Below are 25,355 nucleotides of genomic sequence, written 5' to 3' on the forward strand. Positions count from 1 at the left end.
CGGCGGTTTCATGGCCCGGGCGCGGGCCGGGGCGCGGCCCGCCCCCGCGCGCGGCGAGGTGCCCGTCGGCGCCGTTCTGGTGCGCGACGGGGCGGTGATCGCGGCCGCCGGCAACCGGACGCTGGAGCTTGCCGATCCGACGGCCCATGCGGAGGTGCTGGCGATCCGCATGGCCTGCGCGGCGGCGGGCAGCCAGCGGCTGCCGGACTGCGACCTCTACGTGACGCTGGAGCCCTGTCCGATGTGCGCGGCCGCCATTTCCTTCTCCCGCATCCGCCGGCTCTACTTCGGCGCCTCCGACGAGAAGGGCGGCGCGGTGGAAAACGGTGTCCGCTTCTATACCCAGCCCACCTGCCACCATGCGCCGGAGGTGTACTCGGGCCTTGCGGCACGCGATGCGGCGGAGCTTCTGAAGGCGTTCTTTCGCAACCGCCGGGCGTAAGTGCGGACAATTTCACCTTGATGTTTCCCCGGGGACTGAGCCGTGCCGGGCCGATTGCTAGGTTTCCTGTCGTTGCCGGAGATTTTCGCTCCGCCGAGTGTCGTTTCAGGACAGGAAATCTGGAGATCAGGATGTCGTACAGTTTCCGTTTTTCATCGATGGGCGCCATTGCGGGCGCCCTGACCCTTGCCATGCCCGCCCATGGTGCGGATGACCGGTTCCTGTGCTGGGAGCCCAACGCCGCGCTGATGGCGGCGGACACCGAGTACTGGACGCCGGAACGCCGTGCGGCCGCGGTCGAGGAGGTGTTCGGTCTCCTCAATCCGTCCGACCACGCGGCCGTCGACGCCCCGATGGTCGCCCCCAGCCGGGCCGACGTGGCCGTCGCGCCTTTCTCCTATGGCGGCAAGCTGTTCTACACCCGCGGCGGTCAGGACTTTCAGGCCAGCGCCCAGTTCGTCGCCATGGACAACACGGTGCTGGCCGCCGCGCACAGCATGTTCAAGGGCGGCAACCAGGCGACCAACATCACCTTCTACCGTGCCTATGACGGGGGTGACGGCACCCGGTTCGAGATCGACAACGCCGCCGTCCTGGCCGCCTGGCCGGATGTCGCCGACGATCCGCCCTCGCCCCAGCGCAGTGCCTTCGACTATGCGGTGCTCAAGACCCGGACCGACAGTGCGGTCGGAAAATTCGCGCTCGGCAAGGATGCCGCGTTCACGGACGTGACGCTGATCGGTTATCCGGCAGCCCTCGACAATGGCGCGCGCATGTACAAGCAGCCCTCGCAGCGCATCGCGACGATCGGGGACGCTTTCCAGGCGGCGCCGAACGGTCTCACCCAGGGCGCCAGCGGAGGGGCCTGGTTCACGGGTGACGCGGCGCCGTTCACGGCGGTGAGCTCGATCTCCTCGGGCGGCGGCGGCAATGTCTACGGTCCTGTCTTCAAGGATCTGACGGAAGACCTGTTCGCCTATGTCGCCGGCGGCTGCCAGTAGGACAGGCAGGCCCTGTCACGGCCGCTTTCAGCGCAGCGGTCGCGACAGGGCGTTCAGTGCGTCCGGGTCGAGAATGGTGATGTGGCACCCCTGCACCCGGATGAATTCCGCACAATGCCAGCGCCGCATCTGCAGATTGATCTTCGGGCGGCTGGCATTGATCATCTGGCCGATGACGCTCTGGGAGATCGGCCGGTCGATGAGGATGCCGTCGCCGACATCGCGGCCGTCCCGGTCGGACAGTCTCATGAGGAGCCGGGCGAGCCGCGTTTCGAGCGTGTGAAGCGACATGGTTTCGGCAAAGGCCATGATCTCCCGCACCTGGCCGCAGACCCGCACGAGAAGCTTTCTGGAAAACTCCGGGTCGTCCAGAAGGTGGTGGAACAGCGTCCGGCGGATGCGCAGGACACGTGTCCGAGCCAGCGCGACGGCCTCGCACAGCGTCGGTTCCCCGGTGATAAGCTCGACCTCGCCGATCATGTCGCCGGGTCCAAGCTCGCGTATGATGATCTCTTTCCCGTCCTCGGACGAGAGCCGCACGGCGACCGCACCCGACATCAGCAATACGGCCGTCTCGAGCCGCTCTCCCTGCTGAAAGACCGCCTGGCCGGCCTCGAATGCCGTCTCCTGAAGGGCACCGGTCTCGCGCTCCAGCATGCCTGCCTCGAAATGGCAGAAAAGGGAGAGCGACCGAAGAGCGGCCGTTCGTTGAGTTCGTGACTGGTTTCGCGACATGAGCCCCGCCGACCTCCCGAAAAAGCAATCATTGTCGAGTGATAACCGAAGTTTCAATTTTTAATTGTATCTCGGGGAACAGCTCTCCTAATGAGTGTGGTCTAGCCTGAAACCCGTCTCCCGCCGACATGGAAGCGGGGGCGGAACCGGCGGCAAACGGACCGTTCCGGCGCCCGCAACCGGCATGTCCTGTCGGCGGCGAAAGGGCGTGCCGTCACGTTTTCTGGTTGAAACGGCATTGGAGAGAAAAATGACTTTTCGAATGGGAGCCATTGCGGCGAACCGGGATCTCGAAGCTCCGCAACCCTACAGCCTGACGGTTCTCAACGAGAACAGTCGCCTGCAGCAGTTCGCCATGTTCCAGACGATTCCCAACATTGTCGGTCCATCGACCGATCCGCTGTCTCTGGCCTGGATGCTCGGCACGGCGGCGCCCGGCAGCCCGAGCAATCCGAGCCAGTCGCGTTTCGACTGGCAGATCGAATACTCGGCGAACACCGGTTATGTGCAGGACATCGGCACCACCACGGATCCGCGCCGTTTCACGACGGCAAGCAATATCGGCGTCGCCGTGGATACCGACAACATGCTCAACGTCACCTATCTGGGCTCGTTTCCGAACGGCGCGCCGGCCTTTCCCACCGATCCGACCTCCGGCAAGAAGGGCGAGATCCAGGTCCAGGCCGACGGACTGATTCCGACCCATGTCCAGACGCAGTCGCAGAACATGACGGTCAATGTCGGAATTGGCATGAACAACAAGCCGACCGTCGTCGTCGAGCTGCTGCCGAACCTGCTCTACCAGTTCACGCCGAAGCCGACCTACTACATCATCTCCGGCTCCTTCGTCGAAGGTCAGGTGATCGACACGGCGACGTCGACCGCCGCCTACAAGGTGACGTTCGACGGGGTGACGACGCGCACGCTCAGGTTCACCGAGGAAAACCAGTTCGTCTCGGCCTGAGACCGACACCGGCACGCTTCCCGCGCGGCATCGTGTCCGCGCGGGAAGGACCTTGCCGGCGCGGCCACGCGCTGGCTGCCGGGGGTGTGACAGCGGTTGCGGGAAGGGGTGTGTACATGCCGTTCAGGCGAGGCCGGGTTCCTGAGGAGGAAGAGGCCGTTTCTCCTTTCAACGTCGAAATCTGGAATGAAACCCCGAATGACCAGACCTTCGTGATGCTGGCCGATCCAGGGACGGCGAGCGTCGTGCCGACCGGACCGGCGGCCTTGCCGCTGGCCTGGCTGGTCGGGGTCATCCCGGGCAAGGTGGGCAGTGTCGTTTCCACCGGCTACTTCTACTGGTCCGAGGATTTCGCCTATGCGCTCGGCGAGATCAGCGCACTCGGCGGCGGCGGGTTCCTGGAGACGGTCGCGGCTCCGCTCGATGCCGGCGGCGACGACAGCGTGGCGGCGGGCTTCACCGGAAGCGCCGGCCATGGTGCGCCGAAGCTCGTCTCCATCACGAAGGCGGGGACGGCCGGTTTCACGATGAAAAGCGATGCAAGCGTGCCGACGGCGGCAGCGCAGGCCGCGGCACTTGTCTATTATGCCGGCTGCTGGGCAATCGGCGAGGTCGATGCCTCGGGACGCTATGCGGCGACACAGGCCCGGCAGTATCTGCCCAATCTGGTCGAAACACTGGCGCCGGCCGCGGCCTATTCCGTCATCGCGGGACCCGCGCAGACCTTTGCCGGGGACGTTCTCTCACCGGCGGTGGTGCAGGGCGCCTACGATGTCGACTTCGCGGGCGTTTCCGTGATCCGCCTGACCTACACGGCGAGCAACACCTTCCAGCCGCGCTGACCCTTGCCCGCCAGACGCGGCTTTGTCCTCGATCCTGCCGGCCGGACGGCGCTATATCGGACCCTTGCCCGTCACCAGGTGGCGCCGGAGGGAGAGACGATGATCGCCGTTATTTTCGAGGTCTGGCCGAAGGACGGCCACAAGGAGCCCTATCTCGACATTGCCGCCAGCCTGAAGCCGCTGCTCGCCGAGCAGGACGGCTTCATCTCGGTCGAGCGTTTCGAGAGCCTGAGCGAACCGGGCAAGCTGCTCTCGGTGTCCTTCTGGCGCGACGAGGAGGCGCTGGCGAACTGGCGGCACGAGGCCGAGCACCGCATCGCCCAGGCGGCCGGGCGCGGCAAGCATTTCGCCAATTATCGTCTGCGGGTCGCCGGTGTCATCCGCGACTATGGCATGGATGAGCGCGACGAGGCGCCACGCGACAGCGTCGCCCTGCACGGCTGAAACGGCTGCTGTTCCCGCGCCGTCACCTCTCGGGCAGCACCAGCACGGTCTGTCCGGCCGGCAGTGTCGCCCGGCTGACCACATGGAGCGGGGTCTGAGAGGTCTCGACCCGGAAGCCCTCGCTCGCCATGCGGGCGACGAAGCTTTCGCGCGATCCGTAGGTATAGGCATGCATCGGGATCACGATGCGCGGCGACACCGCCTTGATGACCTCGACGAGGCTGTCGAGGCGCAGGGTCGAGGCATTGTCGACGGGGGCGAAGACGATGTCGATCGTGCCGAGGCGGGCAAGGTCGTCCTGGGTCAGGCGGTGATGCAGATGGCCGAGATGGGCGATGCACAGGTCCGCGACCTCGAAGACGAAGATCGAATTGCCGAGCCTGCGCGTTTCCCCGTCCCAGCCCCGGATGTTGGTCTGCAGGTTGCGGATGCGCACGTCTCCGACGGTGAGGTCGTGATCCATCGGCCCGCCATCGGGGTTCCAGCCGAACAGCACATGCTCGATACCGGGGTCGGGAGCGAGGGTGAAATGGGTGGAATGGGCGCCGTTCATGGTGACGACGCGCGGCAGCCGCTCCGGCTGGTGGATGTTGTTGTAATCGGTGGCGATACGCACGCCCATCGGGGTCTCGATCTCGAAGGTCGCATGGCCGACATAGGTAATACCGACCTGGTCGCGCTCGAGGACGGCCAGATGGACGGGCTCTTCCTCGGTGATCCAGCCGCCACCGGCCAGCAACTGGCAGGACGCAAGGGCGCTCCCGGCGGAGGCGATCGCCAGGCCTAGCGGGACGGCAAGCGACAGGAGGAAGGCGCGCAGGCACGGCAGGGCCGAGCGTTCGGACCGGCGATGCCGGCATGCCACGTCCTTGCGGGCGTCATGCGCATCGGCTGGAGAGAAATCACGGGCAGACGCAGGCGATGAGGGCGGCAAGGCCATGGCAGGGCTCCTTCGGGTCGCTCCGCTCCGGAAGGATAGCGCCGGCCGCAGGCGCTTCAAGAACCTTCTGGCGCCTGCATCCCTCAGGAGGCGGCCCCGGACCGTCGCTCGAAGGCCTCGATCGCCGCCGCGATGCGCTGCTTCGTCGTTTCGCGCATCGGCTCGGCGGCGGCGAGGATGCGGTCTGTCTTCATGAAGTCGAGAACCCGGAAACCGGCGATGTCCGGCTTGACCAGGATGTCCGGTTGCCGGCTCTTGAGCTTTTCCTGGGTGATCGACTGCATCAGGATCTGGGTGGCGCCGAACACGGCATCCGTGGCGCCGGGCACCATTCGCCCCTTGCGCGGGATCGGCGAACCGACGACGTCGGAGGCGACAACGATGTCGATATCGTCCGGCAGCGCGTCGAAGGGCAGGGGATTGACCAGCCCGCCGTCGACCAGGATCCGTTCCTCGAGGGTCACCGGCTTGAACAGGGCGGGGATCGCCATCGAGGCGGCGACGGCGGCGTGCAGCGGACCGGAGGAAAGCTGCACTTCGCGGCAGCGGAAGAAATCCGTGGCGATCACCGACAACGGGACCTGCAGTTCCTCGAACGTGGCGGGAATATGCGGCCCGACGAACTGCTCCAGCACCTTGCCGGCGTCGAACTGCATGATGCGGGGACTGCCGAAGACGTCGCCGAGCTTGCGCGGCCTGAGCTTCCACAAACGGGCAAGCACCGCGTTGCGGTCGCGGAAGATCGCCTCCGAAACCTCACGCAGGGACTCCCCGTCGAGGCCCCCGGCAAAACCCGCGCCGAAGATCGCGCCGATCGACGTTCCGGTGATGGCGTCGGGAACGATGCCGAGATCGCCGAAGGCCTCGATCACCGGAACATGCGCCATGCCGCGTGCACCGCCGCCGCCCAGTGCCAGCCCGATCCGGGGTCTGCTCATGTGCTCTCCGCCTGCAATGTCGTTCAGCGTCGCCATGTCGGCGACGCAACGCACGACAGGAACCGCAGGATTGGGGGCGCAATATGGCGGTGGCCGATCCCTTCGGACCCACGCCACGGCCTTGCGGGATCAGTCATCGCCAACGGCCTGCGCGGTGTCGCCGAGCGAGACCTGGCCGGGTGCGAGCACCTCGGCATAGAAACCGCCATGCCCCCGCATGGCGTTGTAGCCGCCGAAACCGATGGCGGTTTCCATGCGGCTGCAGGGTGCGCAGGGACCGGTGATGCGCAGGCGCGCTGCTCCGAGCCGGAAATCGCGGTGGCGCAGTGCGGCGAGATTGATGCCGGACACGACGACGTTGCGCCGCAGCAGCGCGGGATCGAGGCCGGCCTGTCCGGCGAAGCCGGCGATCAGCGGCAGATGCTCCGCCTGGATCAGGGTCACCGCACGCTTGCCGCCGCTTGCATGGTGGTCGCCGGCAATGCCGCCTTCGCCGATCTCGGCGCTGTCGACCACATGCACCGGCGCAAGGCGGGCCGGACGGATGCCGATCCACTCGACCCTGCCGGTGCCGGCGTGGCGGGCCAGCAATTGCTTGAGCTCCATGCGTCGTCGTCCTCTCCCCGGGGTGTCGCGCGCGTCTGTCGCCCAAGATGGTGCGGCGGGACGAAAGTCGCTAGTCTCAAAGGACAATCGATTCCGCCGTCCGCATGACCCCGGACGAGGCAACAAGAGACACCATGGCCAGCGAAGCCGCGCCTCCCTTTTTCGTCGAATCCCTCCTGTTCCTGTCGGCGACGGTGGTCGCCGTGCCGTTCGCCAAGCGTGTCGGGCTCGGCTCGGTCGTCGGCTATCTCGGGGCAGGGCTTGCCATTGGCCCCTACGGGTTCGATTTCATTCGCTCGGCCGAGCAGGTCCGGGGCGTCGCGGAACTGGGGGTGGTCCTGCTTCTCTTCGTCATCGGGCTGGAACTGGAACCCGCGCGCCTGTGGAAGATGAAGGGTGATATTTTCGGGCTCGGCACCTCGCAGGTGCTGGCCTGCGGCGCGGCTCTCGTGGGACTGCTGCTGCTTGCCGGGCAACCGGGCGAACTGGCGGTGATCGCCGGCCTCGGACTGGCGCTGTCCTCGACGGCCTTCGCCCTGCAGATCCTCCAGGAACGCGGCCAGTTGACGACCTCCTACGGCCAGCGCGCCTTCGGCATCCTGCTCCTGCAGGACATGGCGATCGTGCCGCTGCTCGCGCTGATCCCGATCCTGTCGCCGCGCGAGGCGGATGGTGGCGGCGCCGACGTGCTCCTCCAGGTGGCGATCACCATCGCCGCGGTCGGCGGCGTGATCGTGGCCGGGCGCTACCTGCTGACGCCGCTGTTCACGCTGCTGTCCCGTGCGCGCGCACGGGAGGTGATGCTGGCGGCGGCCCTGCTGGTGGCGCTGGGCAGCGGCGGCATCATGCATGCGGCCGGCCTGTCGATGGCGCTTGGCGCCTTTCTCGCAGGCGTGATGCTGGCCGAATCGAGTTTCCGGCACACGCTGGAGGCCGATATCGAGCCGTTCCGCTCGCTGCTGATGGGCCTGTTCTTCATCTCCGTCGGAATGTTGCTCGACCTCGGCCTTGTCATGGAGAACTGGGAGGTCGTGGCGCTCGGCGTCATCGCGGTGATGGGCGTCAAGGGCGTGCTGATCTGGGGCCTGTCGCGGATATTCGGATCGAGCAATGCGGATGCGCTGAAGATCGCCTTCACGCTCCCCCAGGGCGGCGAGTTCGCCTTCGTGCTGTTCACCGCCGCGGCGGTGGCCGGCATCCTGAGCCGTGAAATGCTCACCCTGCTGATCGCCGTCGTGGTGCTGACCATGCTGTTCACACCGGTCGGATGCGCCTTTCACGACATGCTGGTACGCCGCCTGCAGCGCCGGGGCGTCGTAACCGACGCGGTCGAGACCTTCGAGGAAGCGCGACCGGCGGTGCTTGTCATCGGCTTTGGCCGTTTCGGCATGATGGCGGCGCAGATGCTCACCTCGGAGGAGGTCGAGATCATCGCGCTCGACAACCGCGCCGAACGCGTCGCCTATGCCCGCAAGCTTGGCTACAAGGTCTATGTGGGCGACGCGACACGGCCGGACGTGCTGAAGGCGGCCGGCGCCGACAAGGCCGTGCTCGTCGCGTTGTGCATCGAGAACGACAAGGTCATGGGCCAGGCGATCGATCTGATCCGGGAGAGTTTCCCGGATGCGAAACTGTTCTGCAGGGCCACCGACAGGATGCATGCGCTGGAGCTGACCCGGCGAGGGGTCGACTACCACATCCGCGAGACGTTCGAATCCAGCATCTCCTTTGCCCGCGCAGCGCTGGGCGAACTCGGCATCTCCCCCGACCGCATCGCGGAAATCGAGGAGGATGTGCGCCGCCGGGACAACGAGCGGATGGAGATCCAGATGCGCGAGGGGATGATGGCGGGCACGGACACGCTGCATCGGGTAACGCCGCGCCGGTCGCCGGACGGCGAAGACACGGCCGGGGAGCGGGACGAGTGAGCCGGAGCCCGGCTGCGGGCGGCGGCGGCGTCGCAGGGGGTGGTCAAGGTGATGACGGCCCTGTATTGAGGACCGAAAGGCGCCGTCGAACGGCAGCCAGAGGCAGCAGACGCATGAACCGATACGAAACACCGCGCGTGCCGGGCGAGGCGCGCATCCGCTATCTGGACGCGGACTTCCAGATCCTGTCGCCGGGCACTTTCGTGCGCTGCGCGGTGACCGGCCAGTCCATACCGCTGGATGAGCTGAAATACTGGAGCGTCGCGCGCCAGGAAGCCTATGTCGACGCCACGAGCGCGCTTGCCCGCTACAGGGAAAACGGCGACACCGCCTGAGATCAGGCCCTGAACGCTGCGATCCGGTCGAGAAGCAGCGCGACGAGGCCGGCCGGCTCGGCGATACGCATCTCCACCTCCAGTACAAGGCTGTTCGTCGCCAGTTCGTTCAGCGCGCTTCCCTGTGCGCCGCCGAGGCGGACGTGGTCCTTGGACGTGGTCACAAGCCTCAAACCGCCCGCCTGTGCCGTGTCCAGAAGCTGCTGCGCCTCGGCCTCGCGGAAAGCATGGTGGTCGCCGAAGAACCGCTGCTCGGCGACCTTTGCGCCGGCACCGATCAGGCTTTCGACGAATTTCGCCGGCCGGCCGATGCCGGAAAAGGCAAGCACGGACAGGCCCTCGACCATCGCACCGTTGGAGGTTTCCAGTCGCGCCCCGAACACCGGCAGGCCTCGATCCCGCGCGGCGGTGCGAACCGGTTCGGCCTGCGTGCCCGCGCCGATGACGACAACCGCGTCGGCATGCGGGAGCTGGCGGGAGACCGGCGCGCGCAGCGGGCCGGCGGGAAGGCATTGCCCGTTGCCGATGCCGGTGGCGGCATCGACGAGCACCAGCGAGACGGTTTTCTTCAGGGACGGGTTCTGGAAGCCGTCATCCATGAGGATCGGCGAGCCGAGCGTTCCGGCAAGGCGCGCGCCCGCCACCCGGTCGGGGCAGATCACGGTCGGCCGGCAGCGGGCCAGCAGCAGCGCCTCGTCGCCGACTTCGGCCGCCGTGTGGTGTCGAGGGTCTACCTGGACGGGTTCGGACCCCGACAGGCGTCCGCCATAACCGCGCGTGAGAAACACCGGCTGTTCGCCTTCGTCGGCCAGCAGGCCGGCAAGCGCCAGCGCGAAGGGGGTCTTGCCGCTGCCGCCGGCCGTGAGGTTGCCGATGCAGATCACCGGAACCGGGGGGCAGGCGCGGGACTTGCGCTCCATCCGTGCGGCCGTGACCGCTCCGTAGACAAGGCCAAGGGGAGAGAGCAGGCGGGCTGCAAGGCTCGGGCGGGCCTGCCACCAGAAGGCCGGGCTCCGCCAGCCGCCGCTCACTTGCGTGCCTCCGGGATTGCATCGAGCAGGGGCGCCAAGGCGTTCAGCGACGCGGCGAGCGCGCCGCTTCCGGCGGCAACCACGCTGGCGGCCGTCGCGGCGCGCTGGCGGACCAGGTCCGGATCCGAGAGCAGGCGCGCAAGGGCCCGGGCAAGCGCGTCGGCGTCCTCGACGACTTCCGCGCCCTGCGCGGCGATCAGCGGACGGTAGATGTCCTGCAGGTTGAAGACATGCGGTCCGGTCAGGATGGCGGTTTCCAGGCGGGCGGCCTCGAGCGGGTTCTGGCCGCCCTCCGGCACGAGCGACTTGCCGATGAAGGCGACCGGCGCGAGCCGGTGGAAGAGGCCCATTTCGCCGATCGTGTCGCCGAGATAGATGTCGCAGCCGGGAACCGGCAACTCGCCCCGCGAGCGGCGTGACAGCGTCAGCCCGCGGGCCGCAAGGCTGGCGGCGATGGCATCGCCGCGCTCGGGATGGCGCGGCACGACGATCGTCAGGAGACCGGGAAAATCGGCGGCGAGCGTCTGGTGAACGCGGGCGACCAGCAATTCCTCTCCCTCGTGGGTGCTGGCGGCAAGCCAGACGGGCCGCTCCGCGAGGCTGGTCCGCATGGCGGCAAGAGCATCCTCGTTGACGGGCAGCGTGGTGCCGTCGAATTTCAGGTTGCCGCAGATCTCGATGGCGGGAACGCCGAGGTGATGCAATCGCGCGGCATCCCCGGCGGTCTGGGCGAGGCAGAGCGGAATGCGGGAAAACACCGCGCGCGCCATCGGCAGCATGCGCGACCAGCCGCGTGCGGTGCGCTCCGACATGCTGGCGCTGGCCACGACCAGCGGGATGCGGCGGGCGGCAAGGGCGGCGATCATCGCCGGCCAGATTTCCGATTCCAGCGTGATCGCCAGATCGGGCCGCCAGTGGCGCAGGAAGCGGGCGAAGTTGGGCGGGGTGTCGTAGGGAACGAACTGGTGGATGACGCCCTGATCGCTCTCGCCGCCTGCGATCCGCGCCGAAGTGACCGTGCCGGTGGTCAGCAGCACCGTGAAGCCCTTCGCGCGCAGCGCCCGCACCAGAGGCTGGGCGGCGTTCATCTCGCCGACGCTGGCAGCGTGCAGCCAGGCAAGCCGCCCGGCCGGGCGGGGGTTCGCGGTGCGTCCGAAACGTTCGCCTCGCCGTGCCGGGTCTTCCTTGCCGCGCGCGGCGCGGCGGGCAAAGAGGATCGGCAGCAACGGCGTCACCGCTAGCCCGAACGCCCGGTAGGCGCCCAGCAGGAGCGTGCCGGCAATGCGGGATGCAGGCGATGTCCGAACGGGTGCTTCGCTCATCCGCTTTTCGCCAGGGCATAGGCGCGCTCTGGCGCCGCGTTGACACCCGCCTCAACGGCACGGCGGGCCGCTTCCAGTTCGTCCTCGCCGGCATTGGCCGAGACCCGGATCGGGTCGCCGACCACCACCGCCATGCGGCCGACCGGCAGGTTGATCGTCGCCCGGTCCCAGCTCGGCAGGTCGATATGGCGGCTGGTGGCGACGGCGACCGGCAGGATAGGGCGTCCGGAATGACGGGCGAGCTGGACGACACCGAGGCCGGCGACACGCGACACCTTCGGCACGTCCGCCGTCATCGCGATGCTGTCGCCCTCGCGCAGGCAGCGCAGCGCCTCGATGAAGCCGCGCATGCCGCCGCGCTTGGCGACCTGGTGGGCATGGTGGGCGCCCGAGGCGCGGATCAGGCCGAGGCCGAGACGGCGCGCGGCGACCGCGTTGATCTCGCCGTCGCCCGAGCGCGAGACCATCACCCGGAAGGCATGACCGGGGGGACGGTGCAGCGGCACCGCGAAATGCTGGCCGTGCCAGGTGGCGACGATCGCCGGCATCTCCGCGTCGATCCGCTCGAACCGGTCGGGCGGATCGAGGCGGACCGAGCTCGTCCTGTAGACCAGTTTCAGATAGGCGGCGAGCGCGGTGCCGAGCAGGCGCTGCACGACCGGGCTGCGGCCGACACGCTTCAGCATGACGTGCTCCGCGTCCGTACCGGGTTCCGCGTGGTTCGAACCTGCAGCAAGCGCCTACTTTCCGTCGGTTTCCGGGTCCAGCAGGCGGTGCATGTGGACGATGAAGTAGCGCATGTGGGCATTGTCGACCGACTGCTGCGCCTTCTGCTTCCAGACCGCGTAGGCACTGGCGTAGTCCGGGTAGATGCCGACGAGATCGAGGCCGTCGAGATCGCGGAAGGTGAGGCCGTCGACCTGTTCGAGTTCGCCGCCGAATACGAGGTGGAGCAGTTGCTTGCCGGATTCCGTGGTCGTCATGGACGTCTCTCCGAGAACGGGTATCGCAGGGCTGGCCGGATGATCCGGCCGGGCGGACAGGGCTCTACATCAGGTCGGCGAGGATCGGTCGCAGCGGATCGACAAGCGCCGCCGGACCGGCCACGAGCGCCGGATGCCGGACACTGGCCCGGTTATAGGCAAGCGCGCGACCGTCAAGGTCCTCGAGCCGACCGCCCGCTTCCTGCACCAAAAGGTCGGCCGCCGCAAGGTCCCAGTCGCAGGCGTTCTCGCGCACCACGGCAAGGTCGATGCGTCCTTGCGCGACCAGTGCCAGGCGCAGGGCCAGCGAGGGAACATAGCCGGCATGGGAAAGGCCGGTGGCGGTCAGTCCGGCGCGCGCCGCGATGCTCTTGGGACCGGCGACGCTCGAGCCCTTCAGCGTGCTCCGCGAGGAGATCGAGACGGGCTGCCCGTTGAGCCGGGTGCCGTGCCCCGGGATCGCCACGTAAAGGTCGTCGCCGACCGGGCGGTAGAGGGCGGCGGCCACGGGCCGGCCGGCCTCCACGACGGCGATCGCCACCGTCCATTCGCCCGAGCCGGAAAGAAAACCGCGGGTGCCGTCGATCGGATCGACCACAAAACTGCGCGCGGTTTCCAGCCGCGAGCGGTCGTCGGCCGTTTCCTCCGACAGCCAGCCGTAATCCGGCCGGGCGGCACGCAGCACCTCTGCGAGATGGCGGTCGACGGCAAGGTCCGCCTCGGAGACGGGCGAATCGTTCTCCTTCGTCCAGCGCCTGGGATCCTTGCGGAAATAGGACAGTGCGATCTCGCCGCCGCTGCGCGCGGCACCGGCGATCAGTTCCATGTCGGCAAGGTTTGCGTGGCTGTCACTCACCGGCAATGGTCATGTCCTTCACCAGGAGGCTGGGAACCGCATAGGCCGAGCGCGTGTCGAGATCGCTGCCGGCGACGAGCGAGGCGAACATGTCCACAAGGTTTCCGGCGATGGTGATCTCCGAAACCGGGAAGGCGACCTGGCCGTCCTCGACCCAGAAACCGGAGGCGCCGCGCGAATAGTCGCCGGTGACGCCGTTGACGCCGTGGCCGATCAGGTCGGTGACCAGGAGGCCCGTGCCGATGCCCGCCAGCAGTTCGGCCTGCGACCGGCTGCCGGGCGACAGCGTCAGGTTGGTTGTTGACGGGCTGGTGCCGGCGCCGGCGCGCGAGGCGCGGGCGTTTGGCGCGAGGCCCAGTTCGCGCGCCGACTGGGTATCCAGAAGCCACTGCGTCAGGACGCCGTTTTCGACAAGGGTCAGCGGGGCAGCCGGCCGGCCCTCGCCATCGAAGGGACGGCTTGCCGCGCCACGCGGTCGGGTCGGATCGTCGGTGACGGAGATGGAGGCCGGCAGGATCGCCTGGCCGAGCTTGTCCTTCAGGAAGCTTGTGCCACGGGCGATGGCGGCGCCGTTGATCGCGCCGGCAAGATGACCGAGCAGGGAGCGCGCGGCGCGCGGCTCGTAGACAATGTCGGCGGTGCGGGTCGACAGCCGGCGCGGATTGACGCGGGCAACCGCTCGCTCGCCGGCACGCCGGCCGATATCGGCGGCATCGTCCAGGTCGGCGAGGAAGCCACGGCTGTCATAGTCGTAGTCGCGCTCCATCGCCGTGCCCTCGCCGGCGATCGCCGTTGCCGAGACGCCATGGCGCGACACAAGATACCCGCCGCAAAACCCCTCGCTCGTTGCCAGCACCAGTCCGCCCAGGCGCCAGGAGGCACTGGCCCCGCCCGACTTGGTGACGCCGGCAACCGCGAGCGCGGCGGCCTCCGCCGCCCGGGCGCGCTCGGCAAGCATCGCGGCATCGACCGTTGCGGGGTCGAGAAGGTCGAGTTCGGGAAAGTCGGTGGCGATCTCGTCGGCGGGAACAAGGCCCGCGAACGGATCTTCCGGCGCGACACGGGCCATGGCCACTGCCCGCTCGGCAAGGCGCGCACCGTCGTGGAAGGAATTGGCCGAGACGCTGGCAACGCGCCGGCCGCAGAAGACGCGCAAGGTGACGTCGTCCCCTTCGGCCCGCTCGCTTTCCTCGATCCTGCCGTCGCGCAGGTCGGCGGAGAAGGCGACGCCGGTCGCCGCAACGACGTCGGCCGCATCGGCGCCGGCGGACCGGGCCGCGGCGACCAGCCGGCGCGCCTCGTCCATCAGTTTGCCCTGGTCGATCGGTGTTTGCATCATGTCGTCCCTGAAAGAGTTGCGCCCAAAGCTCTAGTCATCGTCGCCGCCAACGGCAAGCGCGGGCACGCCGGCATGGTCACGATTTGTTTGCCCTCTTCGGTGACCAATGGCTAACCTTGGTTGCAATCAGAAAAACTTAACCGTGCTTGTTAAGCGTATCGGGACGGCTCGCTGCTAGATTGAACCCATCAGAGGCCAACAGAAAAATGGCCCGATGGAGAGCGAATTGAGCCGTCAAACAGCACATCAGGACGCCACTGCAAACGGATCGGGCCGCACCGCGCGGCTCGATCCCGCGCAGATGCCGCACCGCTTCGCGGCCCGCGGCACCGCCTGCGAACCGACGACGTTCGACGTCTATATCGACCGCCAGCAGGTCATCGTCAAACGCCGGCTCGCCGGCCTGCCGCTGACACTGGTCCAGCCGGTCAACGTCTTTCTCGGCGTGTTCGCCCAGGTGGTTCCCGGCAAGGAGCCGGGCACTTTGAAGGCCCGCATCGGGCTGATGCACCGGGATCCGGCCATGTCGATCGAACTGGCCGTCGACGATCGGCTCGAGGGCCTCGCCGACGACTGGTGCGGCTGGGGCGAGGCGCTCGGCCTGCCGCTGCTTCTCGTGGAACCGGACGGATCCGTCTCCCGCGTCGACGGGGCTGAGCATCCCGCAAGTGCCCCCATGGCGCCGGCACGCCGCCGCGTCGCCGCGTTGACCGGCCGCCGTCCGCGCTTCCTGCTGCGGCGCAAGCCCGGCAAGGCGGATGCCGCCCCGAACGTGCACCGGGCGGAGCGCGAGATCATCGCCCGCACCTGAACCGGTCCGGGGGCTGACGGCTAGAGCAGCCCCTGCACCATCGCCTCGAGCACCAGTCCCGCAAAGACGATCCAGCCGTAGCGGGTGTTGGAGCGGAAGAGCTTCAGGCACTGGTCCGGATCGTCGATGTCGAGCCGGACGATCTGCCAGACCAGATGTCCCAGCCCGAGCGCCAATCCAAGAAACGCGGCCGGCCCGGCATCCACACCGAACAGCGCCAGCGCGAAGAGCAGCGTCGCCCCGCCATAGAGGGCGGCAAGCGCCGGCTTGGTCCAATCTCCGAAAAGCCTTGCGGTCGAGTGCACCCCGACCAGCGCGTCGTCTTCCTTGTCCTGATGGGCGTAGATCGTGTCATAGCCGATGGTCCACAGGATGCCGCCGGCATAAAGCGCGACCGCCGGCCAGTCGAGCCGGCCGAAGGCTGCCGCCCAGCCCATCAGTGCGCCCCAGGAAAAGGCGAGGCCGAGAAAGAGCTGCGGCCAGTTGGTCACCCGCTTCATGAACGGGTAGACGGCGACCACCGCCAGCGAGGCAATGCCGAGCAGCACGGCGAAGCCGTTGAACTGCAGCAGAACGGCAAGCCCTGTCAGGGCCTGTGCGGCGAGGAAAGCCTTGGCCTGCAGGCGCGACACCTGACCCGATGGAAGCGGCCGTGACCGGGTGCGTGCCACCTTGTCGTCGATGTCCTGGTCGATCAGGTCGTTATAGGTGCATCCGGCGCCGCGCATCGCCACCGCGCCGATGAGGAACAGCGCCAGGTGCCAGGGATCGGGGAAGGCCTTGCCGCCGGCGATCGCGGCGAGCGCTGCCGACCACCAGCAGGGCCAAAGCAGCAGCCACCAGCCGATGGGACGTTCCCAGCGGGCAAGTCTTGCATAGGGGCGCAGCCAGTCCGGTGCATGGGTGTCGACCCAGTGCCCGCGAACCGCATCGGCCACCCGGCCGGTAATCGTGTCGTCCTGCATCGCCTCACCTGTGGGAACCTGTGTCCCGAGCGGTGATAAAGCCTTTGCGGCGGGGATGAAAGGGCAGGGCTTGTCTCCGGCCGGGCCTGCCTGTACGACGCGGGCCAGTGGAACGTGGCGCCTTGCTTGCGGGGAGCGCGGCGATGCGAAGGAACGGGGTGAGCGAGACATGAATATCCTGCTGATCGGATCCGGCGGACGGGAGCACGCGCTTGCCTGGGCGATCGCCAATTCGCCGCTGACGGACACACTCTACGCCGCGCCGGGAAATGCCGGCATCGCGGCGGAGGCGACCTGCGTCGCCCTCGACACGAGCGACGCCTCAGCCGTCATCACCTTCTGCCGGGACCACGAGATCGGACTTGTCGTCGTCGGACCGGAAGGGCCGCTGGTCGCCGGGCTTGTCGACGACCTTGCCGAGGCCGGCATCAAGGCCTTCGGGCCGAGGAAGGCGGCGGCCGCGCTGGAAGGTTCGAAGGGCTTTACCAAGGACCTGTGCGCCCGCGCCGGTATCCCCACCGCCGGCTATGGCCGCTTCACGGATGCCGAGGCGGCCCGGGCCCATGTGCGGGAGCAGGGCGCGCCGATCGTGGTCAAGGCCGACGGGCTTGCCGCCGGCAAGGGGGTCGTCGTGGCGATGACCGAGGGCGAGGCGCTCGCGGCGATTGACGCATGTTTCGACGGCGAGTTCGGGATGGCCGGCGCCGAGGTGGTGGTCGAGGAGTTCCTTGAAGGCGAGGAGGCGAGCCTCTTCGTGCTGTCGGACGGGCGCAACGCCCTGATGCTGGCCACCGCCCAGGACCACAAGCGCGTCGGCGAGGGCGACACCGGCCCCAATACCGGCGGCATGGGGGCCTATTCCCCGGCACCCGTGATGACCGCCGAGATGACGGAGCGCGCCATGCGCGAGATCGTCGAGCCGACCGTGGCGACGCTCGCGGCGGAAGGAACGCCGTTTGCCGGCGTTCTCTATGCCGGGCTGATGATCACCGACAAGGGCCCGCAGCTGATCGAGTACAATGCCCGCTTTGGCGATCCCGAGTGCCAGGTGATGATGATGCGCCTCAAGGACGACATCGTCACATTGATGCTCGCCTGTGTCGACGGCACCCTCGACAAGGTGAGCGCGCGCTGGCGGGACGAGGTGGCACTGACCGTCGTGCTGGCGGCGCACGGATATCCGGGAATCTACGGGAAGGGGAGCGAGATTCGCGGCCTTGCGGAACTTGAGGACGACCCGGCGCTGAAGGTCTTTCATGCCGGCACCCGGGCCGAGGAGGGCCGGGTGCTCGCCAATGGCGGGCGGGTGCTCAATGTCACGGCGTTGGGTGCGACGGTTGCCGAGGCGCGTGCGCGCGCCTATGCCGCCATCGGACGCATCGACTGGCCGGAGGGGTTCTGTCGCCGCGACATCGGCTGGCGCGCGGTGGCGCGCGAGGGGGAACGCGGCTGATCCTGGCCGGTTCCGGCCGTCTCCCGGCGATCTTCTTGAAGCAGAACGCGAAAGCCGCCATTCTCGCGCGAAGGACGGGTCCGGGCACATGCTGTCCGGGCAGCGCGGGAGGCGAGATCATGGGCATCGGCACAGGCGGGCAGGCGGACGACCTCTTTCCAGGTTTCCGTAGCGAGATGCTGCGCGGCGAGGGCGTCGACATCTTCTGCCGGATCGGCGGCTCGGGACCGCCGCTCCTGCTGTTGCACGGTTATCCCCAGACCCATGCCATGTGGCACAAGGTGGCCGGTGAACTCGCGGGCGATTTCACCGTGGTTGTCGCCGATCTTCGCGGCTATGGCGCATCGGACGCGCCCGAGGGCGATGCCGGGCATCATCTTTATTCCAAGCGGGCGATGGCGGCCGACATGGTCGCGGTGATGGCAGGTCTCGGCCACGAGCGGTTCGCCGTTGCCGGTCATGACCGGGGCGCGCGCGTCGCCTACCGCATGGCGCTCGACCATCCGGAGCGGGTGACGCGGCTGGCCGTATTCGACATCCTGCCGACCTATGACTACTGGCGGAACATGGACTGGCACTACGGGATGGCGATCTATCACTGGCTGTTCCTGGCCCAGCCCCGTCCGATGCCCGAGCGGCTGATCGCCGGTGCCGCGGATTTCTATCTCGAGCACACGCTGGCGAGCTGGACGGCGAGCAAGGACCTGTCTCCCTTCGATGCGCGGGCGCTTGCGGCCTATCGGGCGTCTTTCCTGCAGGAGGCGCGCCAGCACGCGGCCTGCGAGGACTATCGGGCCGGCGCCACGATCGACATGGAACTGGATACGGCCGACCGCGAGGCGGGCCGGCGCATCGGCTGCCCGGTGCTGGTGCTCTACGGCAACCGGGGTATTGCGGAAAAGACCTCCACCCCGCTCGGCACATGGGCGCGCTGGGCCGACGACGTGCGTGGCACCGGCGTCGATGCCGGGCATTTCCTGGTGGAGGAGAACCCGGCCGAAACGCTCGATGCGATGCTGCCCTTCTTCCTGCAGGAAGCGCTGGCGTGAGTTCCGGGGAAGCGGGAGGTTTCGACCGGCAGCAGGCTTTTTCCGGGACGCGCGCCGTGCCGGACGCGCTCGCCATCGATACGGGACGGCTGGCGGATTTCCTCTCGGGGAGCGTCTCGGGTTTCGCAGGACCGCTGCGTGCCAGCCAGTTCAAGGGCGGCCAGTCCAACCCGACCTATCTGCTGGAAACGCCCGGCACATCCTATGTGCTGCGCCGCAAGCCGCCGGGCAGGCTGCTTCCCTCCGCCCACGCGATCGACCGCGAATATCGGGTGATGAAGGCACTCGGCGAGGCGGGCTTTCCCGTGCCGCGCGTCCATTGCCTGTGCGAGGACGAAGCGGTGATCGGCACGGCCTTCTATGTGATGGACAAGGTCGAGGGGCGGATCTTCTGGGATCCGTCGATGCCGGGCGAGGATCGCGCGACGCGCGCCGCCGTCTACGGAGCGATGAACGCGGCCCTGGCGCATCTGCACGGGATCGAACCGGAGGCGGTCGGGCTCGGGGATTTCGGCAAGGGCGAGGGCTATGTCGCCCGCCAGATCGAGCGCTGGTCGAAACAGTACCGGGCCTCGCAGACCGAACGGATCGACGAGATGGACCGGTTGATCGACTGGCTTCCGACGCGGCAGCCCGAGGCCGGTCCGGTCCGGGTGGTGCACGGAGACTTCCGCCTCGACAACCTGATCGTTGCACCGGACCGTGCCGAAGTCGCCGCCGTGCTCGACTGGGAACTGTCGACGCTCGGCGATCCGGTCGCCGACTTCACCTATCACTGCATGCAATGGGTGATGCCGGAAGGGCCGGACGGTGGCGGCATCGGCACGCTGAAGGGACATGACATCGAGGCGCTCGGCCTGCCGCTGCTTGCCGACTATATCGCCGCCTACGAGCGGGCCACGGGTTTCTCCGTTGCCGAGGATCTCGACTTCTTCTTCGCCTACAATTTCTTCCGTATCGCGGCGATCCTGCAGGGCATCGCCGGACGGGTGCGCGACGGCACGGCAACCAATGCCAATGCGGCGGTGATGGAACGTCAGGTCCGTCCGCTCGCCGAGACCGCCTGGGCTTTCGCCAGACGCGCCGGCGCCTGACGTGCGGACGTGATGGGTGCTGCTGCGGCCGCGATCAGATGGCTGTGCCGCCGATGGTCATGGCGTTGATCCGGAGCGTCGGCTGGCCGACGCCGACCGGCACGCCCTGTCCCTGCTTGCCACAGGTGCCGATGCCCGGGTCGAGCGCCATGTCGTTGCCGATGGCGGCAATCCGGGTCAGCGCGTCGGGGCCGTTGCCGATCAGCATTGCGCCCTTGACCGGCGCGCCGATGCGTCCGTTCTCGATGCGGTACGCCTCGGTGCAGGAAAAGACGAACTTGCCGGAGGTGATGTCGACCTGACCGCCGCCGAAGGAGACGGCATAGATGCCGTCCTTGACGCCTTCCAGGATCTCGCCAGGGTCGCTTTCGCCGCCCAGCATGATCGTGTTGGTCATGCGCGGCATGGGGATGTGGGCGAAGGACTGGCGCCGGCCGTTGCCGGTGGAACGGGTGCCCATCAGGCGGGCGTTCTGCCGGTCCTGCATGTAGCCGGTGAGGATGCCGTCCTCGATCAGCACCGTGCGGCCGGTCGGCGTTCCCTCGTCGTCGATGGTCAGCGAGCCGCGCCGGCCGCCGATGGTGCCATCATCGACGATGGTGACGCCCTTCGAGGCGACGCGCTGTCCCATCAGCCCGGCGAAGGCCGAGGTCTTCTTGCGGTTGAAATCGCCTTCCAGCCCGTGCCCGACCGCCTCGTGCAGGAGGATGCCGGGCCAGCCGGCCCCGAGCACCACGTCGAAGCTGCCGGCCGGTGCCGGCACGGCCTCCAGATTGACCAGGGCCTGACGCAGCGCCTCGTCTACGGCGCCCTTCCAGCTCTCCTCGGTGACGAAGGCCTCGACCATGTCGCGGCCGCCGAAACCGTGCGAGCCGCTCTCCTGACGCGCTCCCTCGCCGGCGACGACGGAGACACCGAACCGCACCAGCGGGCGGATGTCGCGGACCCGGTGTCCGTCGGCGCGCAGGATGTCGACCACCTGCCAGGAGGTGGCGAGCGACACGCTCACCTGGCGAACCTTGGGATCGCGGGCCCTGGCATAGGCATCGATGGTCTGCAGCAGTTCCACCTTGTCGGCGAAGGCCGGGGTTTGCAGCGGGTTGGCATCGCCGTAAAGCCGCGCATTGGTGCGCTGTGGCGCTGCGGCGTAGGTTCCCGAATGCCCCGAGGCAACAGCGGAGACGGCGTCGGCGGCACGTTTCAGCGCGGCCTCCGAGATGTCGCCGGAATGCGCATAGCCGGCGGCCTCGCCGGCGACGGCGCGCAGGCCGAAGCCTTGCGTCGTGTCGTAGTTGGCCCCTTTCAGGCGGCCATTGTCGAAAACGAGGCTTTCCGACTGCCGGTACTCGAGAAACAGCTCGCCGTCATCGGCTCCGGTGAGCGCTTCGCCGACAATGGCGCGCGCCCGGTCCTCGGAGAGGCCGGTGCCGGAGAGAAGGTCGGTCGCGGTGTCGGCCATCGATTCGCTTTCCTGTCGCGGGACGTATGAGGCGGAAGGTAGGGCTTCGTACGGTGCTTGCCAGTGCGCCTGGTGCGGCTGTCGACCGGAATGCCGTGTCGGCGCCGGTTCGGGAGCCCGTGAACGACGCCGCCTGCGAACGGACCGGCAGCCTGTGTCAGGGCAGGGCGGCAAAGCCTTCGGAGAAGCCGTTCAGCGAGATCGGAATGCCGATGCCTTCCTCCGGCGTCTGGAAGATGACGAAGGTGGCGGCCTGCCCGGTCTGCATCTTGTCCACCAGGTCGTCCTGCATCACCACCTCGACGATGCAGCCGTTCGGCAGGCACCGGACGAAGCCGGCGCGGCCGACATCGGCGTTGTCGACGCGCAGGCCGAGCCCCATCGGGAGCAGCACGCCGAGCGGGGCGAGCACCCTGAGCAGCCGCGAATTCTTGTCCGCGGTCTTCAGCACGATCACCGAAAGGCCGACATTCTCGCGATCGTCGGCAGTGACGTTCTGGATGAGCGCGCATTGCTCTTCCTGGGCGCCGGCCGGCGTGTCGCACCGCATCTGCCAGTCGCCATGGACCGAGCGGATCGCACCCTGCGCATGCGCGAGCGGCGCTGCCATGAGCTGGGCAAGGATGGCAAGCACGGTCGCGACGCGAAAACTCGTCGGCTTGGTGAAAACTGGCACGGGCAGAACTCCGTTGGTTCGCGGCAATCGGTCGGTCGGCGGCGGTGTCGCCGCTGTCAGGTGGCGCGGCGCCGGAACTCCGCTGCGTCAGCCGGGCGAGTGTCGCCTGATTCGCGGTTCGTCGCGCATGCAGAGCTTTGTCGACCCTTGAAAAGCCGATTTCAAGGCGAAAGGCACTGCAACGGCCCGCTTTCCCGCATGGCGAAGACGCCGAACCGCCTTTTCGGGAACAAGCGGGAGGGGATGGCAGGATTGGGCCGGAATTTGGGCATTGCCGCAACTCGCGCATTGCGCTACGTGGCCGCTTATGGTTTTTCATCCCGACTTTGACGTCGATCAAGCGGTCTTGCGGCGTTTTGACGCCCCTTTCTGTCATGTCGTCATGCGATAAGCTAGAAACCGACTGGCAGCGCGAGACGGCTTTCGCGAGACGGGCAAGGCGACAGCGCCGCAAGAATTGGGTAATAGACCTCCGGCATGGATCTCCGGGGGTCAGGAAGGGAGCACGGACGTGACAGGACTGGTCAAGCGTCTGACGACGATCGCGGCGGCGGCACTGGCCCCGCTGGGCTTTGCAGGCGCGGCATCGGCCGCGCAGCCGGAACCGTGGCAGATGGGCTTTCAGCCGGCTGTGACGGAAGTCATGGAAGACATCACCTGGTTCAGCGACTTCACGCTGGTGATCATCACCGTGATCACGCTGTTCGTTCTCGGCCTGCTCCTGTGGTGCATCTTCCGCTTCAACGCGAAGGCCAACCCGACGCCGTCGCGAACCTCGCACAACACGATGATCGAGGTGGTGTGGACGCTGGCGCCGATCCTCATCCTGGTGGCGATCTCGATCCCGTCCTTCCGTCTGCTCTACAAGCAGCTGGAAATTCCCGCATACGACATGACGGTCAAGGCGACCGGCCTTCAGTGGGCCTGGACCTACGACTACACGGACGAAGGCATGGAGGGCGTTTCGCTGTCTTCCTACATGCTCGACAACGATGGCCGCGCCGAAAAGGCCGACCGCTACGGTCGCCCCGCCGAGGAATATCCGCGTCTGCTTGCCGTCGACTACGAGATGGTTGTTCCGGTCAACAAGACGGTCCGGGTCCAGGTCACCGCCGCCGACGTGCTGCACTCCTTCGCCATGCCGGCCTTCGGCGTGAAGGTGGACGCCGTTCCCGGCCGGCTCAACGAAACCTGGTTCAGGGCCGAGAAGACCGGCATCTATTACGGTCAGTGCTCGGAACTTTGCGGCAAGGACCATGCCTTCATGCCGATCGCCATCCGGGTGGTCGAGCAGGAGCTCTATGACGCCTGGGCGGAAGCGGCGAAGACCGATGTCGATGCGGCTAACGACCAGCTGATGGCGGCGCTCGGCAAGCCGGCGAGCACTGCCGATGCGGCAACCGGCGTCGTCGACGTCGCCGCCCGCTGACGAAATCAAGGAAGGCGCGGGCGGTGATGCCCGCGCGACCCGGGCGGGAGAGGGCCGATGGCCGCGATCCCGGTCCCGTTCGAAAATCTCAAACGAGGGAGCTGGAAGATGGCCTATGCAGCGCACGCGCAAGGCGACCATGACCATCCTACGGGATGGACGCGCTGGGTCTATTCGACCAACCACAAGGATATCGGCGTTCTCTACCTGATCTTCGCGATCATCGCCGGTATCATCGGCGGCGCGCTCAGCGTCGGCATCCGCCTGGAGCTTCACGAGCCGGGCATGCAGATCTTCTCCGATCCGCATACCTTCAACGTGTTCACGACCTCGCACGGCCTGATCATGATCTTCTTCATGGTCATGCCGGCGCTGATCGGCGGCTTCGCCAACTTCTTCGTGCCGATCATGATCGGCGCGCCGGACATGGCGTTCCCGCGGATGAACAACATCTCCTTCTGGCTGCTCCCGCCGGCCTTCCTGCTGCTGCTGCTCTCGCTCTTCGTCGAGGGACCTCCGGGCGGCAACGGCGTCGGTGGCGGCTGGACGATCTACCCGCCGCTGTCGACCTCCGGCCAGCCCGGGCCGGCAATGGATCTGGCGATCCTGTCGCTGCACGTGGCCGGCGCCTCGTCGATCCTCGGCGCGATCAACTTCATCACCACCATCTTCAACATGCGCGCGCCGGGCATGACGTTGCACAAGATGCCGCTCTTTGCCTGGTCCGTGCTGGTGACGGCGTTCCTGCTGGTTCTGTCGCTTCCGGTTCTCGCCGGCGGCATCACCATGCTGCTGACCGACCGCAACTTCGGCACGACCTTCTTCGACCCGGCCGGCGGCGGTGACCCGATCCTGTTCCAGCACCTGTTCTGGTTCTTCGGCCACCCGGAAGTGTACATCCTGATCCTGCCGGCCTTCGGCATTGTCAGCCATGTCATCTCGACCTTCGCCCGCAAGCCGATCTTCGGCTATCTGGGCATGGCTTACGCCATGGTCGCGATCGGCGTGGTCGGCTTCATCGTCTGGGCCCACCACATGTACACCGTCGGCCTCGACGTTGACACGCAGGCCTATTTCGTCGCCGCCACGATGGTGATCGCGGTGCCGACAGGCGTGAAGATCTTCTCCTGGATCGCCACAATGTGGCAGGGCTCGATCACCTTCCGTACCCCGATGCTGTGGGCGGTCGGTTTCATCTTCCTGTTCACCGTCGGGGGCGTGACGGGCGTGCAGCTCGCCAATGCCGGTCTCGACCGGTCCATGCACGACACCTACTACGTGGTCGCGCATTTCCACTACGTGCTGTCGCTGGGCGCCGTGTTCGGCATCTTCGCCGCCTGGTACTACTGGTTCCCGAAAATGTTCGGGTACATGTACAACGAGACCATCGGCAAGGCCCATTTCTGGATCACCTTCATCGGCGTGAACCTGATCTTCTTCCCGCAGCATTTCCTCGGGATGGCCGGCATGCCGCGTCGCTATGTCGACTATCCGGACGCGCTGGCGGGCTGGAACGCGGTTTCGTCCTGGGGCTCCTACATCTCGGCCTTCGCCGTGCTGGTGTTCCTGGCGGGCATCGTCGAGGCCTTCGCCAAGAAGCGCCAGGCTGCCGACAATCCGTGGGGCGAGGGTGCGACGACGCTGGAGTGGACCCTGTCCTCGCCGCCGCCGTACCACCAGTTCGAGACCCTGCCGCGCATCAAGTAAGCGCGC

26 protein-coding genes are annotated in these 25,355 nt (G+C 67.5%); 13 read left to right on the plus strand and 13 right to left on the minus strand.

The annotated features are described in order from the left end of the window. Nucleotides 1-10 precede the first annotated feature (10 nt). Nucleotides 11-442, plus strand: a complete 432-nt coding sequence (locus tag ACN0T5_RS16330) for a nucleoside deaminase (RefSeq protein ID WP_417769705.1) — start codon at nucleotides 11-13, stop codon at nucleotides 440-442. Nucleotides 443-573: 131 nt separating this feature from the next. Next, complete coding sequence (locus ACN0T5_RS16335) at nucleotides 574-1,443, plus strand: hypothetical protein (protein WP_417769674.1); 870 nt, start codon at nucleotides 574-576, stop codon at nucleotides 1,441-1,443. Nucleotides 1,444-1,470: 27 nt separating this feature from the next. On the opposite strand, the gene ACN0T5_RS16340 is transcribed toward ACN0T5_RS16335, so the two are convergent. Beyond that, nucleotides 1,471-2,100 (minus strand): Crp/Fnr family transcriptional regulator, encoded by a 630-nt coding sequence (locus tag ACN0T5_RS16340; protein ID WP_417769675.1) that lies wholly within the window; start codon nucleotides 2,098-2,100, stop codon nucleotides 1,471-1,473. A gap of 328 nt (nucleotides 2,101-2,428) precedes the next feature. Here ACN0T5_RS16340 and ACN0T5_RS16345 point away from each other — a divergent pair, with 328 nt between their 5' ends. The 3 genes from ACN0T5_RS16345 (at nucleotide 2,429) to ACN0T5_RS16355 (ending at nucleotide 4,428) form a co-directional block, all read left to right on the plus strand. Then, complete coding sequence (locus ACN0T5_RS16345) at nucleotides 2,429-3,142, plus strand: hypothetical protein (protein WP_417769676.1); 714 nt, start codon at nucleotides 2,429-2,431, stop codon at nucleotides 3,140-3,142. A 116-nt stretch (nucleotides 3,143-3,258) separates the two neighbouring features. Continuing rightward, a complete protein-coding gene (locus tag ACN0T5_RS16350; RefSeq protein ID WP_417769677.1) occupies nucleotides 3,259-3,984 on the plus strand; it encodes a hypothetical protein in 726 nt (241 codons plus the stop codon). Nucleotides 3,985-4,083: 99 nt separating this feature from the next. Beyond that, complete coding sequence (locus ACN0T5_RS16355; RefSeq protein WP_417769678.1) at nucleotides 4,084-4,428, plus strand: antibiotic biosynthesis monooxygenase family protein; 345 nt, start codon at nucleotides 4,084-4,086, stop codon at nucleotides 4,426-4,428. A 22-nt stretch (nucleotides 4,429-4,450) separates the two neighbouring features. Here the strand turns inward: ACN0T5_RS16355 and ACN0T5_RS16360 are convergent, their stop codons facing one another. The 3 genes from ACN0T5_RS16360 to ACN0T5_RS16370 form a co-directional block, all read right to left on the minus strand. Further along, the gene (locus tag ACN0T5_RS16360; RefSeq protein WP_417769679.1) at nucleotides 4,451-5,368 is read right to left on the minus strand and encodes an MBL fold metallo-hydrolase; all 918 of its coding nucleotides are present in this window, start codon (nucleotides 5,366-5,368) and stop codon (nucleotides 4,451-4,453) included. 83 nt (nucleotides 5,369-5,451) lie between these two features. Next, nucleotides 5,452-6,306 carry a patatin-like phospholipase family protein gene (locus ACN0T5_RS16365; protein WP_417769680.1) on the minus strand — a complete coding sequence of 285 codons (855 nt, stop codon included), beginning with the start codon at nucleotides 6,304-6,306 and terminating at the stop codon, nucleotides 5,452-5,454. A 129-nt stretch (nucleotides 6,307-6,435) separates the two neighbouring features. Next, on the minus strand, nucleotides 6,436-6,912 hold the full coding sequence (locus tag ACN0T5_RS16370; RefSeq protein ID WP_417769681.1) for an MOSC domain-containing protein: 477 nt from the start codon (nucleotides 6,910-6,912) through the stop codon (nucleotides 6,436-6,438). 134 nt (nucleotides 6,913-7,046) lie between these two features. Between ACN0T5_RS16370 and ACN0T5_RS16375 the strand changes: the two genes are divergently transcribed. Then, the gene (locus ACN0T5_RS16375) at nucleotides 7,047-8,840 is read left to right on the plus strand and encodes a monovalent cation:proton antiporter-2 (CPA2) family protein (RefSeq protein WP_417769682.1); all 1,794 of its coding nucleotides are present in this window, start codon (nucleotides 7,047-7,049) and stop codon (nucleotides 8,838-8,840) included. A gap of 113 nt (nucleotides 8,841-8,953) precedes the next feature. Then, on the plus strand, nucleotides 8,954-9,175 hold the full coding sequence (locus ACN0T5_RS16380; protein WP_417769683.1) for a DUF2093 domain-containing protein: 222 nt from the start codon (nucleotides 8,954-8,956) through the stop codon (nucleotides 9,173-9,175). 2 nt (nucleotides 9,176-9,177) lie between these two features. Here the strand turns inward: ACN0T5_RS16380 and lpxK are convergent, their stop codons facing one another. The 6 genes from lpxK to ACN0T5_RS16410 form a co-directional block, all read right to left on the minus strand. After that, complete coding sequence (lpxK, locus tag ACN0T5_RS16385; protein WP_417769684.1) at nucleotides 9,178-10,206, minus strand: tetraacyldisaccharide 4'-kinase; 1,029 nt, start codon at nucleotides 10,204-10,206, stop codon at nucleotides 9,178-9,180. After that, nucleotides 10,203-11,528: a 3-deoxy-D-manno-octulosonic acid transferase gene (locus tag ACN0T5_RS16390; RefSeq protein WP_417769685.1), complete on the minus strand. Its 1,326-nt coding sequence runs from the start codon at nucleotides 11,526-11,528 to the stop codon at nucleotides 10,203-10,205. Before ACN0T5_RS16390 ends, lpxK begins: the two co-directional genes overlap by 4 nt. Then, the gene (locus ACN0T5_RS16395) at nucleotides 11,525-12,214 is read right to left on the minus strand and encodes a lysophospholipid acyltransferase family protein (protein WP_417769686.1); all 690 of its coding nucleotides are present in this window, start codon (nucleotides 12,212-12,214) and stop codon (nucleotides 11,525-11,527) included. The genes ACN0T5_RS16390 and ACN0T5_RS16395 overlap by 4 nt, the downstream gene beginning before the upstream one ends. 54 nt (nucleotides 12,215-12,268) lie before the next feature. Continuing rightward, nucleotides 12,269-12,511: a DUF4170 domain-containing protein gene (locus ACN0T5_RS16400; protein WP_417769687.1), complete on the minus strand. Its 243-nt coding sequence runs from the start codon at nucleotides 12,509-12,511 to the stop codon at nucleotides 12,269-12,271. Nucleotides 12,512-12,575: 64 nt separating this feature from the next. Continuing rightward, nucleotides 12,576-13,367 (minus strand): 3'(2'),5'-bisphosphate nucleotidase CysQ, encoded by a 792-nt coding sequence (locus ACN0T5_RS16405; protein ID WP_417769688.1) that lies wholly within the window; start codon nucleotides 13,365-13,367, stop codon nucleotides 12,576-12,578. Then, complete coding sequence (locus tag ACN0T5_RS16410; RefSeq protein ID WP_417769706.1) at nucleotides 13,360-14,703, minus strand: TldD/PmbA family protein; 1,344 nt, start codon at nucleotides 14,701-14,703, stop codon at nucleotides 13,360-13,362. Before ACN0T5_RS16410 ends, ACN0T5_RS16405 begins: the two co-directional genes overlap by 8 nt. Nucleotides 14,704-14,932: 229 nt before the next feature. Between ACN0T5_RS16410 and ACN0T5_RS16415 the strand changes: the two genes are divergently transcribed. Then, complete coding sequence (locus ACN0T5_RS16415; protein WP_417769689.1) at nucleotides 14,933-15,517, plus strand: DUF6101 family protein; 585 nt, start codon at nucleotides 14,933-14,935, stop codon at nucleotides 15,515-15,517. 20 nt (nucleotides 15,518-15,537) lie between these two features. Here ACN0T5_RS16415 and ubiA read toward each other — a convergent pair whose 3' ends face one another. Beyond that, the gene (ubiA, locus tag ACN0T5_RS16420; protein ID WP_417769690.1) at nucleotides 15,538-16,482 is read right to left on the minus strand and encodes a 4-hydroxybenzoate octaprenyltransferase; all 945 of its coding nucleotides are present in this window, start codon (nucleotides 16,480-16,482) and stop codon (nucleotides 15,538-15,540) included. Between the two features lie 169 nt (nucleotides 16,483-16,651). Here ubiA and purD point away from each other — a divergent pair, with 169 nt between their 5' ends. From purD to ACN0T5_RS16435, 3 genes are all read left to right on the plus strand, one after another. After that, nucleotides 16,652-17,935, plus strand: a complete 1,284-nt coding sequence (gene purD / locus ACN0T5_RS16425) for a phosphoribosylamine--glycine ligase (RefSeq protein WP_417769691.1) — start codon at nucleotides 16,652-16,654, stop codon at nucleotides 17,933-17,935. 119 nt (nucleotides 17,936-18,054) lie between these two features. Continuing rightward, the gene (locus tag ACN0T5_RS16430; protein ID WP_417769692.1) at nucleotides 18,055-18,984 is read left to right on the plus strand and encodes an alpha/beta fold hydrolase; all 930 of its coding nucleotides are present in this window, start codon (nucleotides 18,055-18,057) and stop codon (nucleotides 18,982-18,984) included. Beyond that, nucleotides 18,981-20,078, plus strand: coding sequence for a phosphotransferase family protein (locus tag ACN0T5_RS16435; RefSeq protein WP_417769693.1), 1,098 nt, complete (start codon nucleotides 18,981-18,983; stop codon nucleotides 20,076-20,078). Before ACN0T5_RS16430 ends, ACN0T5_RS16435 begins: the two co-directional genes overlap by 4 nt. Nucleotides 20,079-20,112: 34 nt before the next feature. Here ACN0T5_RS16435 and tldD read toward each other — a convergent pair whose 3' ends face one another. Continuing rightward, complete coding sequence (gene tldD, locus ACN0T5_RS16440) at nucleotides 20,113-21,537, minus strand: metalloprotease TldD (protein WP_417769694.1); 1,425 nt, start codon at nucleotides 21,535-21,537, stop codon at nucleotides 20,113-20,115. Between the two features lie 157 nt (nucleotides 21,538-21,694). Then, complete coding sequence (locus ACN0T5_RS16445) at nucleotides 21,695-22,147, minus strand: invasion associated locus B family protein (protein WP_417769707.1); 453 nt, start codon at nucleotides 22,145-22,147, stop codon at nucleotides 21,695-21,697. A 577-nt stretch (nucleotides 22,148-22,724) separates the two neighbouring features. Between ACN0T5_RS16445 and coxB the strand changes: the two genes are divergently transcribed. After that, a complete protein-coding gene (coxB, locus tag ACN0T5_RS16450; RefSeq protein ID WP_417769695.1) occupies nucleotides 22,725-23,642 on the plus strand; it encodes a cytochrome c oxidase subunit II in 918 nt (305 codons plus the stop codon). Between the two features lie 108 nt (nucleotides 23,643-23,750). Continuing rightward, a complete protein-coding gene (gene ctaD, locus ACN0T5_RS16455; protein WP_417769696.1) occupies nucleotides 23,751-25,349 on the plus strand; it encodes a cytochrome c oxidase subunit I in 1,599 nt (532 codons plus the stop codon). Nucleotides 25,350-25,355: the final 6 nt, after the last annotated feature.

The sequence above is a fragment of the Stappia sp. genome, assembly GCF_048261845.1.
Taxonomy (GTDB): Bacteria; Pseudomonadota; Alphaproteobacteria; order Rhizobiales; family Stappiaceae; genus Stappia.

What these genes read in the sequence shown, in the direction of transcription:
- ACN0T5_RS16330 (WP_417769705.1), top strand. Translation starts at nt 11, where the DNA reads ATGGCCCGGGCGCGGGCCGGGGCGCGGCCCGCCCCCGCGCGCGGCGAG.
- ACN0T5_RS16335 (WP_417769674.1), top strand. Translation starts at nt 574, where the DNA reads ATGTCGTACAGTTTCCGTTTTTCATCGATGGGCGCCATTGCGGGCGCC.
- ACN0T5_RS16340 (WP_417769675.1), bottom strand. Translation starts at nt 2,100, where the DNA reads ATGCTGGAGCGCGAGACCGGTGCCCTTCAGGAGACGGCATTCGAGGCC.
- ACN0T5_RS16345 (WP_417769676.1), top strand. Translation starts at nt 2,429, where the DNA reads ATGACTTTTCGAATGGGAGCCATTGCGGCGAACCGGGATCTCGAAGCT.
- ACN0T5_RS16350 (WP_417769677.1), top strand. Translation starts at nt 3,259, where the DNA reads ATGCCGTTCAGGCGAGGCCGGGTTCCTGAGGAGGAAGAGGCCGTTTCT.
- ACN0T5_RS16355 (WP_417769678.1), top strand. Translation starts at nt 4,084, where the DNA reads ATGATCGCCGTTATTTTCGAGGTCTGGCCGAAGGACGGCCACAAGGAG.
- ACN0T5_RS16360 (WP_417769679.1), bottom strand. Translation starts at nt 5,368, where the DNA reads ATGGCCTTGCCGCCCTCATCGCCTGCGTCTGCCCGTGATTTCTCTCCA.
- ACN0T5_RS16365 (WP_417769680.1), bottom strand. Translation starts at nt 6,306, where the DNA reads ATGAGCAGACCCCGGATCGGGCTGGCACTGGGCGGCGGCGGTGCACGC.
- ACN0T5_RS16370 (WP_417769681.1), bottom strand. Translation starts at nt 6,912, where the DNA reads ATGGAGCTCAAGCAATTGCTGGCCCGCCACGCCGGCACCGGCAGGGTC.
- ACN0T5_RS16375 (WP_417769682.1), top strand. Translation starts at nt 7,047, where the DNA reads ATGGCCAGCGAAGCCGCGCCTCCCTTTTTCGTCGAATCCCTCCTGTTC.
- ACN0T5_RS16380 (WP_417769683.1), top strand. Translation starts at nt 8,954, where the DNA reads ATGAACCGATACGAAACACCGCGCGTGCCGGGCGAGGCGCGCATCCGC.
- ACN0T5_RS16390 (WP_417769685.1), bottom strand. Translation starts at nt 11,528, where the DNA reads ATGAGCGAAGCACCCGTTCGGACATCGCCTGCATCCCGCATTGCCGGC.
- ACN0T5_RS16395 (WP_417769686.1), bottom strand. Translation starts at nt 12,214, where the DNA reads ATGCTGAAGCGTGTCGGCCGCAGCCCGGTCGTGCAGCGCCTGCTCGGC.
- ACN0T5_RS16400 (WP_417769687.1), bottom strand. Translation starts at nt 12,511, where the DNA reads ATGACGACCACGGAATCCGGCAAGCAACTGCTCCACCTCGTATTCGGC.
- ACN0T5_RS16410 (WP_417769706.1), bottom strand. Translation starts at nt 14,703, where the DNA reads ATGCAAACACCGATCGACCAGGGCAAACTGATGGACGAGGCGCGCCGG.
- ubiA (WP_417769690.1), bottom strand. Translation starts at nt 16,482, where the DNA reads ATGCAGGACGACACGATTACCGGCCGGGTGGCCGATGCGGTTCGCGGG.
- purD (WP_417769691.1), top strand. Translation starts at nt 16,652, where the DNA reads ATGAATATCCTGCTGATCGGATCCGGCGGACGGGAGCACGCGCTTGCC.
- ACN0T5_RS16430 (WP_417769692.1), top strand. Translation starts at nt 18,055, where the DNA reads ATGGGCATCGGCACAGGCGGGCAGGCGGACGACCTCTTTCCAGGTTTC.
- tldD (WP_417769694.1), bottom strand. Translation starts at nt 21,537, where the DNA reads ATGGCCGACACCGCGACCGACCTTCTCTCCGGCACCGGCCTCTCCGAG.
- ACN0T5_RS16445 (WP_417769707.1), bottom strand. Translation starts at nt 22,147, where the DNA reads ATGGCAGCGCCGCTCGCGCATGCGCAGGGTGCGATCCGCTCGGTCCAT.
- ctaD (WP_417769696.1), top strand. Translation starts at nt 23,751, where the DNA reads ATGGCCTATGCAGCGCACGCGCAAGGCGACCATGACCATCCTACGGGA.